Genomic DNA, 7,658 nt, shown 5'->3' on the forward strand with positions numbered 1-7,658 from the left:
AACCAGGTGCACTATGCGACAGGATGGCTGGTCCCGGATGACGAAGATAGTCTGCACGCTGTGGCTGGCGCTGCTGGCTGCGCCATTGTCGGCCGCGCCGGAAACGCTGTCCTTGTCGGCGCAACAACATGCCTGGCTGGCGGCCCATCCGGTGATACGGGTCGGCGTCGACAACGCGCGCACGCCGATCGAGTCGGTGGGCGAGGATGGCAAGCCAGGCGGCATTTCGCTGGAATTCCTGCACCGCGTCGAGCGGATGCTCGGCGTTCGCTTCGAGCTGGTGCCGATCCAGGGCGCAGCCAATGTGCTGCAGGCGCTGGAAACGCGCCAGGTCGACATACTGTCGGCCACCTCGCAGACCGATAGCCGACGCCGCTTCATGACCCTCAGCGAACCCTTCATCAACACACCGATCGTGATCTACACGCTGGCCAGCGCGCCGCCGATCTCCAGCCTGGGCCAGCTGAGCGGCAAAAAAGTGGCGTCCAGCACCCGCGCCGGCATCACCGAGTTGCTGCCGCGCGAATGGCCGCTGGTGGAGCCGGTGAAGGCGGAGAATTTCAAGATCGCGCTCGACATGTTGCGCCGCGATCAGGTGCAGGCGCTGGTGGCGCCGCTGCTGACCGGCACCCATCAGATGGCGGCGATCGGCGCCAACGATGTGCGCGTGTCCGGCGAAACCGAGTACACCTATTTGGTCGGCTTTGGCGTGCGCAACGACTGGCCGGAGCTGGTGCCGATTCTGAACCGCGCGCTGGCGGAAATCCCCAAGCCCGAACGCGACAGCTTCCGCCAGAAATGGACCGTGGTGCGGCTCGAACGTGAAATCGATTACCGCCCGGTGTGGGCGCTGCTGCTGGCGGTGGCGATCGCGGTGGCCTTCATCGTCCAGCTGCGGGTGATGGTACGGCGCCGCACCGCCGAGCTGCACGAGGAAGTGCTGGTGCGGCGCGCGCGCGAGGCGGAGATCCAGCAGTTGAACGCGGCGCTGGAGGCGCGCGTCGAGCAGCGCACCGCCGAGCTGCGTCAGGCCAACAACGATTTGCGCACCGCCGCCGACCAGCTGGTGCAGACCGAGAAAGTGGCGTCGCTGGGGCGACTGGTGGCCGGCATCGCACACGAGCTGAACACGCCGCTGGGCAGCACGCTGACCGCCTCCACCACGCTGAAGGCGCACCTGACCAGCTTTGGCCGCGCCGCGCTCGAAGGCAAGCTGAAGCGCTCGTCGGTGGACGACTTCGTCAGCCAGAGCGGGCTGGCGTGCGAGATCATCGAGCGCAACGCCCAGCGCGCCGCCGGGCTGATCGACAATTTCAAGGAACTGGCGGTGGACCAGGCCAGCGCCCGGCGCCGTCGCTTCCAAGTGCGGCGCACGGTGGAGGAAGTGCTGGCCAGCCATCACAACGCGTGGAAGGCGTCCGGCCACCGCATCGAGCTGGACATCGACGACGCGTTGCAAATGGACAGCTTCCCCGGCCCGCTGGCGCAGGTGCTGAGCAATCTGCTGGAAAATACCCTGATCCACGGCTTTGTCGGGCATCAGGCCGGGCTGGTGCGGATCGGCGCCCGGCTGCACGACGAGCAGCACCTGGACCTGCGGTACACCGACGATGGCTGCGGTATCGCGCCCGAGCATCGTGGCAAGATTTATGACCCCTTCTTCACCACCCGCATGGGCCAGGGCGGTTCCGGGCTCGGCTTGTACATCGTGCAAACCATGGTCACCGGGGTGCTGGGCGGCCAGATCGCGGTCGAGAGCCGGCCCAGCCAGGGCGTCACCTTCCAGATCGTGCTGCCGCTGGTGGCGCCACACCTGACCGAGAATACGGCGGCCGGCGCGCACGGCATGGCGCCGCTGCCGGCGGAATAAATCAGGCCGGCGGCATCAGCTTGCGCTGGCGTTCCTCGCGCGGCGTGTTGCCGAACAGCGCGCCAAACGCGGTTGAAAAATGCGAGCCGGACGAGAAGCCGCACATCAGCCCCACCTGCACGATCGAGTGGTTGGTTTCCAGCAGCAGTTGGCGCGCCCGCTGCAGGCGTAGCTCCAGGTAATAGCGCGACGGCAGGCTGCCCAGGTATTGCTTGAACAGCCGCTCCAGCTGGCGCCGCGACAGGCCGACCAGATTGGCGATGTCGTCGGTCGACAGCGGCTCTTCGATATTGTTTTCCATCAGCGTCACCGCTTCCGACAGGCGCGGCTGCAAGGCGCCAAAGCGCGCCTGCAGCGCCACCCGCTGCCGCTCCTCCGGCCCACGCACGCGCTCCACGCACAGGCTTTCCTTGATGGCGGCCTGGACGTTGGCGCCGAACAGCTGCTCAATCAAGGTCAGCGCGAAGTCGATCGAGGCGGCGCCGCCGCAACAGCTCAGGTGACGGCCGTCCAGCTCGAACAAATGCGGAGTCAGGATGGCGCGCTCGGTGATGTCTTCGGTCTCGGCGTACAGCGCCCACGGCAGCGCGATGCGCACGCCCGCCATCAGTCCGGCCATGGCCAGCCACAGCACACCGGCGCCCACGCCGCCCCAGTACTCCGCCGAGCGGCAGCGCTGGATGACGGCGCGCGCCAGCTCGGGCGGCAGCGGCGCTTGCTGCTCGTCGGCCACCAGCAAGGCAATGTGCCAGCCGGGCTGGGCCAGCACCACCTGGGCCGGCGTCATGGTTTCCAGTTGCAGCACCTCGCGGCCGAGCTGGGCGGCGGCCAGCCGCAGCGGCTGCACCAGGCCGGCCCAGGTGAGGGTATCGGCCTCGCCGGCATTGACCAGCAGCAGCCGCAGCGGCCGCTGCCGGGCGAGGGAGGCCAGGGTTTCGACGGACATCGCGCTACTCCGGCGCCAGCGCGGCGGCGGGGCGCACGCTGCTCCACTGGCTGACGATCATGCCGCCGATCAGCAGCGCCGCGCCCAGCAAGCCGTTCCAGGCCAGCGTCTCGCCCAGCCAGAGGAAGGCGAAGATGGCTGCGCAGCCCGGCTCAAACGCATAGATCACCGCCGCCTCGTTGGCGCTGCTGTGGCGCTGGCCCCAGGTTTGCAGCGAGATGATGGCGGCGGTGGCCACCACGCCCAGGTAAATCAGGTTGACGCTGTACATCTGCAATCCCTTGCTGATATAGGCGAGGTAGTGCGGCAAATCCTGGCCGCGTTCGACGATGCCCAGCGGCACCTCGGTGACCAGCAGCCACAACGCCGCGCACAACGCCACCGTCAGGATTTGCGACGCGATCAGCGCCATCAGTTGCTCGACCTTGCGCGTCACCGACTCCATCAGCTTAACGTACAGGCCGAACAACAGCGCGCACAGCAGCGCCAGCGTGTCGCCGCGTCCCCAGCTGAAGCTGCCATCCCAGCACAGCGCGAACAGGCCGGCCACCGACATCACCAGCGCCAGCACGATGCGGCGCTCCAGGCGCGCGCCCAGCAGCACGCCCAGCAGCGGCGGCACCAGCACGTTGAGGCCGGTGATGAAGGCGTTGCGGTTGGAGCTGGTCAGCGCCAGCCCTTCGATCTGCGACACGTAGCACAGGAACAACAGCGCGCCGGCCAGCACGCCCCAGCGCAAGTCGCGCCAGCGCGCCCGCCACAGGAAGGGCAGCAACAGCACGCTGGCCAGCGCGAAGCGGCACAGCACGATCCAGCTGGCCGACAGGTAGCCGGTCATATTCTTCATCGCAGGGAAAGTCGTGCCCCAAACCAGGGTCACGAGCAGCAGGGCGAGCACGCCGCGCAGGTGTAAAGGCATCGTTGTTTATGATTTGTAATTTCGCATAGTGTACCCCGGCGGAAAGGCGGATGCGAAGCGGCTATAATCACGCCTTATGGGTGAACGATACTTGAAAAGCATCCGGCTGCTGGCGGAATGCATGCAAGGTTACGAACGGCTCTCCGGCGAACACGTGCGCCGGAGCGGTTTGACGCACGCCCAGTTCGACATTATCGCCACGCTGGGCAACACCGCCGGCATGTCGTACAAGGAACTGGGCGACAAGACACTGATCACCAAGGGCACGCTGACCGGCGTGATCGAACGGCTGGAGCAAAAGGGGCTGGTGGAACGCCAGCGCAGCGATTGCGACAAGCGTTCGTTCTTTGTGCGGCTGACGGCGGAAGGCGAGCGGACATTCTGCACCGTGTTTCCGGAAGTCATCTCACAAAGCGGTAAAGTGTTTGCGGCTTACACCGAAGACGACTTCGCGCGCCTTGAAAAAACCCTGACCGAGCTTAAAACTGTGATCATGGCTGGCCACAGCACCGAATGCCCGTCCACCCGCGACTGCGATTAACACCAAGGAAATAAATTTGAAAACCTCTCTGCTGGAAGGCAAAAAGCCTGCCAAATTCGACAAACACATCATCGGTAACCTGCTGCTGGACGTGGCGCCAGCCGACGAAGTGCGCCAGGAAGCGCTGATCGTCGGCGTGCGCAATGAAGACGGCGAAATCTACCGCCTGATCGGCGCCTCCACCCACAAAAGCTTCATGAACGCGGTGGAAGAGCTGTTCGACCTCGAACTGACCGACGAGCTGCAAGACACCGACGAAACGGTGGAAGGCTGCGACGCCATCTTCAGCGAGCAATAAGCGCCCACCCGGCCCGTGTGGGCGGAACGAGACGGCGCCAAAAGTATTTTCTAGAAAAATGCCGCAAGGCAATATTCGAGAGTATAATTTTTGGCAATGGACAGACTCGACGCCTTCAGGACGATAGCAGCTCAAGCGAGCCGGGGCGAACTCACGTTCCCGGCCAACGTCAACGCCTCGCTGCGCCTGCAACAGGCGCTGAGCGATCCCGATTGCCACGTCGAGGCGGCGGCCAAGCTGATCCAGGCCGATCCCTTGCTGGCGGCGCGCAGCGTGGCGATCGCCAACTCGGTCGCCTACAACCGTTCCGGCACTGAAATTGCCAGCGTGCGGGCGGCGGTGCAGCGGCTCGGCGTGCGCACCCTGCAATCGCTGGTGGCGGCGCTGATCGTGCGCCAGATCGGCAGTCAGGTCACCGATCCGGGGCTGGCCGCCAAAATCAACCAATTATGGGAACACACCGCCCACGTGGCGGCGCTGGCGCAGGTGATCGCGCGGCGCGTGACCCATGTCGATCCCGACACAGCGCTGTTCGCCGGCATCGTCCATGAGGTGGCCGGCTTCTACATGCTGGCTTGCGCCGGCGACTATCCGGCCGTGATGGATGGCGAACCGGAGGACTGGGTCGAGCATGGCGAGATCGACATCGGGCGTGGCGTCATGACCCGGCTGGGGGTACCGGAAGCGGTCTTCAAGGCGATCGAATCGACGTGGGTGGGCTTGCGGGCGCTGCCGCCGGAAACGCTGGGCGACACGCTATTGTTGGCCAACGATCTGGCGCCGGTGCATTCGCCGCTGCACCAGCGGCCGGGCGCCACCACGCTGCAGGGCGCGCGCACCATCGACTTCGTGGTGGGCGAAGGCACGTTGCACGCCATCATGAGCGAATCCGCGCACGAAGTGCAATCCCTCTACGCCGTCTTGATGCTATAAAAAAAAAGCCCGCTGGGCAGCGGGCAAAGTCCAAAACTAGGGATCTCCTCCAGAGGAGACGAGGCCAGAATACCGCGCCCCGCCCTCCCGCTCTGTGCGCCAGTTCACATATACGTGTGTTTTATGCAATCACCAGACTGGTGTGGTTTGCCGCCAGGCGTCCAGCTGCGCCACCCGGCCCAGCCAGGCCTTCAGCTTGGGATATTGCATGACCGGCAGCTGCGCTTGCTCGATGTAGGTCAGCGACGGGGCGATCGCCAGGTCGGCCAGTGTCAGCTGCTCGCCGACGATCCAGTCGCGGCCGGCCAGATGCTGTTCCAGCACCGCCGCGAACTGTGCCACCTGCTGGCCGGCGCGGGCGATGGCCTGCTCGTCGGGGCCGCCATTGCCGGTCAGTCCTTTCCAGATGCGCTCGTAGACGATGACGCCCAGCGGCGGTGCGAAGTGCTGCGCTGTCCACAGCATCCAGCGGTTGATGTCGGCCCGGATCAGGATGTTGTCGGGATATAGAGTTTGCCCGTGGGTACGGTCGGCCAGGTATTGCATGATGGCGCAGGATTCCCACAGCGTGAAGTCGCCATCCTGCAGCACCGGCACTTTGTTGTTGGGATTGAGCAGTACCAGCCGGCGGCGGTCTTCCTGGCTCATCAGATTGACTTCGGTCAGTTCCAGCGGCGTGCCCATGTGCAGGGCGGCCAGCGTCACGCGGCGCGAGCTGGAGGAAGCGGGATGGTGGTACAGGCGCATGGTCGGTCTCCGATGAAGTGGGTGCTGTCATCGTAGGCGCGGGGCGCGACAGTTTTTGTCAGGAGTCTTCGCGCAAGCCGTTTTCCTGGCGCCAGGTTTTCAGCAGGTCGTGGCGGCGCGCCGGGTAACGCTGCTGCAACGATTCGACGCCGGCGATGCGGTCGATGCGGAAGTGGCGGAACGCCATGCGCATCTCGCACCAGGCGGCCAGCAGGCGCTTGCCGTCGAAGTAGGCCAGCGCGAACGGCCAGACGATGCGGTCGGATGGCGTGCCGTGCTCGTCGCGATAGGACATGCGCAGCCGGTGCTGGTAGCGGATCGCCTCGCGCACCGGGCGGACGTGGATTTCGCTGGCGTCGCCCTGGTCCTGGCCGATCGGCACCCACAGGCTGGTTTCGGCCATGTCGTCGCGCAGGTCCTTGGGGGTGGCGGCGGCGATTTTGGCCAGCGCGCTGTTGGCGGCGGCGGCCAGCGCCTCGTCGCCCTGGCGGCGCACCCAGCGCGCGCCCAGCACCAGCGCTTCCAGTTCGTCGGCGCCGAACATCAGCGGCGGCAGGAAGAAGCCGGCTTTGAGCATGTAGCCGACGCCGGCCTCGCCTTCGAGCGGGGCGCCGAGCCCGGACAGGGTCTGGATGTCGCGGTAGATGGTGCGTTCGGACACGCCCAGCTGTTCAGCCAGGCGGGCGGCGGTGACAGGACGGCGATAGCCGCGCATGGCGTCCATCAGCATGAAGAGGCGGCCGGTACGGCTCATCGGTGTTACTCCAACAGGAAGTTGCGCTGTGGCGCCTCCAGGTTGGCGCCTTGGTCGGCGGTTTCGTCTTTCAGGGCGACGCCGGATAACTGGCGGCGTCGGGCTTCACTGAGCAGGTAGTGCAGCTTGAACGCTGCGGCGTCGTAGGTCAAGCCCGCCGGGCGGACGTTGGAGATGCAGTTGCGGGCGGCGTCGCTGAGGCCGGGTTGTGGTGCCCAGGTCAGGTACAGGCCCAGGCTGTCGGGCGAGCTGAGGCCGGGGCGTTCGCCGATCAGCACCACCACGCAGCGCGCGTTCAGCAGGTGGGCGATGTCGTCGCCGATGGCGACCCGGCCTTGCTGGACGATGCTCAGCGGGGCGATGCGCCACGGCCCGTCACCGGCGTCGGTGGCGGCGGCCAGGCGGGCTTGCAGGGCTTGCAGCAGGGGCGCGGCGTTTTGCGCCAGCGCCAGCGACGACAGGCCGTCGGCCAGCACGAAGGCGAGATCGTAGCCGGCCTGGTCGCGCGGGAGTGCTTGCAGCTGCTGGCGCGAGGCGTCGTTCAGGCGGCGGCCGAGGTCGGGGCGCTGCAGGTAGACGGCGCGGCTGTCGGCGGCGCTGTGCAGGTGCACGGCCGGCGCGGCGGCGCTCCCGCCGGCGGCGGACGGCTG

At 66.3% G+C, this 7,658-nt stretch carries 9 protein-coding genes; 4 read left to right on the plus strand and 5 right to left on the minus strand.

The features are described 5' to 3' along the window. Positions 1 to 37: 37 nt before the first annotated feature. Positions 38 to 1,870: an ATP-binding protein gene (locus GJ699_RS25925; RefSeq protein ID WP_195763649.1), complete on the plus strand. Its 1,833-nt coding sequence runs from the start codon at positions 38 to 40 to the stop codon at positions 1,868 to 1,870. A 1-nt stretch (position 1,871) separates the two neighbouring features. On the opposite strand, the gene GJ699_RS25930 is transcribed toward GJ699_RS25925, so the two are convergent. Together GJ699_RS25930 and GJ699_RS25935 are read right to left on the minus strand one after the other, a co-directional pair. After that, complete coding sequence (locus GJ699_RS25930; RefSeq protein ID WP_154381826.1) at positions 1,872 to 2,816, minus strand: GlxA family transcriptional regulator; 945 nt, start codon at positions 2,814 to 2,816, stop codon at positions 1,872 to 1,874. A gap of 4 nt (positions 2,817 to 2,820) precedes the next feature. After that, positions 2,821 to 3,735 (minus strand): DMT family transporter, encoded by a 915-nt coding sequence (locus tag GJ699_RS25935; protein ID WP_154381828.1) that lies wholly within the window; start codon positions 3,733 to 3,735, stop codon positions 2,821 to 2,823. A gap of 76 nt (positions 3,736 to 3,811) precedes the next feature. Here GJ699_RS25935 and GJ699_RS25940 point away from each other — a divergent pair, with 76 nt between their 5' ends. From GJ699_RS25940 to GJ699_RS25950, 3 genes are all read left to right on the plus strand, one after another. Then, positions 3,812 to 4,276 (plus strand): MarR family winged helix-turn-helix transcriptional regulator, encoded by a 465-nt coding sequence (locus GJ699_RS25940; RefSeq protein WP_154381830.1) that lies wholly within the window; start codon positions 3,812 to 3,814, stop codon positions 4,274 to 4,276. A 16-nt stretch (positions 4,277 to 4,292) separates the two neighbouring features. Continuing rightward, complete coding sequence (locus tag GJ699_RS25945; protein WP_154381832.1) at positions 4,293 to 4,574, plus strand: hypothetical protein; 282 nt, start codon at positions 4,293 to 4,295, stop codon at positions 4,572 to 4,574. A gap of 96 nt (positions 4,575 to 4,670) precedes the next feature. Continuing rightward, positions 4,671 to 5,507: an HDOD domain-containing protein gene (locus GJ699_RS25950; RefSeq protein WP_154381835.1), complete on the plus strand. Its 837-nt coding sequence runs from the start codon at positions 4,671 to 4,673 to the stop codon at positions 5,505 to 5,507. 129 nt (positions 5,508 to 5,636) lie between these two features. Here GJ699_RS25950 and GJ699_RS25955 read toward each other — a convergent pair whose 3' ends face one another. The 3 genes from GJ699_RS25955 to eutC form a co-directional block, all read right to left on the minus strand. After that, a complete protein-coding gene (locus GJ699_RS25955) occupies positions 5,637 to 6,254 on the minus strand; it encodes a glutathione S-transferase family protein (RefSeq protein WP_154381837.1) in 618 nt (205 codons plus the stop codon). A gap of 58 nt (positions 6,255 to 6,312) precedes the next feature. Further along, entirely contained in the window at positions 6,313 to 7,008 is a 696-nt protein-coding gene (locus tag GJ699_RS25960; RefSeq protein WP_195763650.1) for a helix-turn-helix transcriptional regulator, read from the minus strand. Positions 7,009 to 7,013: 5 nt separating this feature from the next. Further along, positions 7,014 to 7,658 (minus strand): ethanolamine ammonia-lyase subunit EutC (gene eutC, locus GJ699_RS25965; protein ID WP_154381839.1); only part of this gene is annotated, 645 nt, incomplete at its 5' end.

The sequence above is a fragment of the Duganella guangzhouensis genome, assembly GCF_009674535.1.
Classification (GTDB): Bacteria; Pseudomonadota; Gammaproteobacteria; order Burkholderiales; family Burkholderiaceae_D; genus Rugamonas; species Rugamonas guangzhouensis.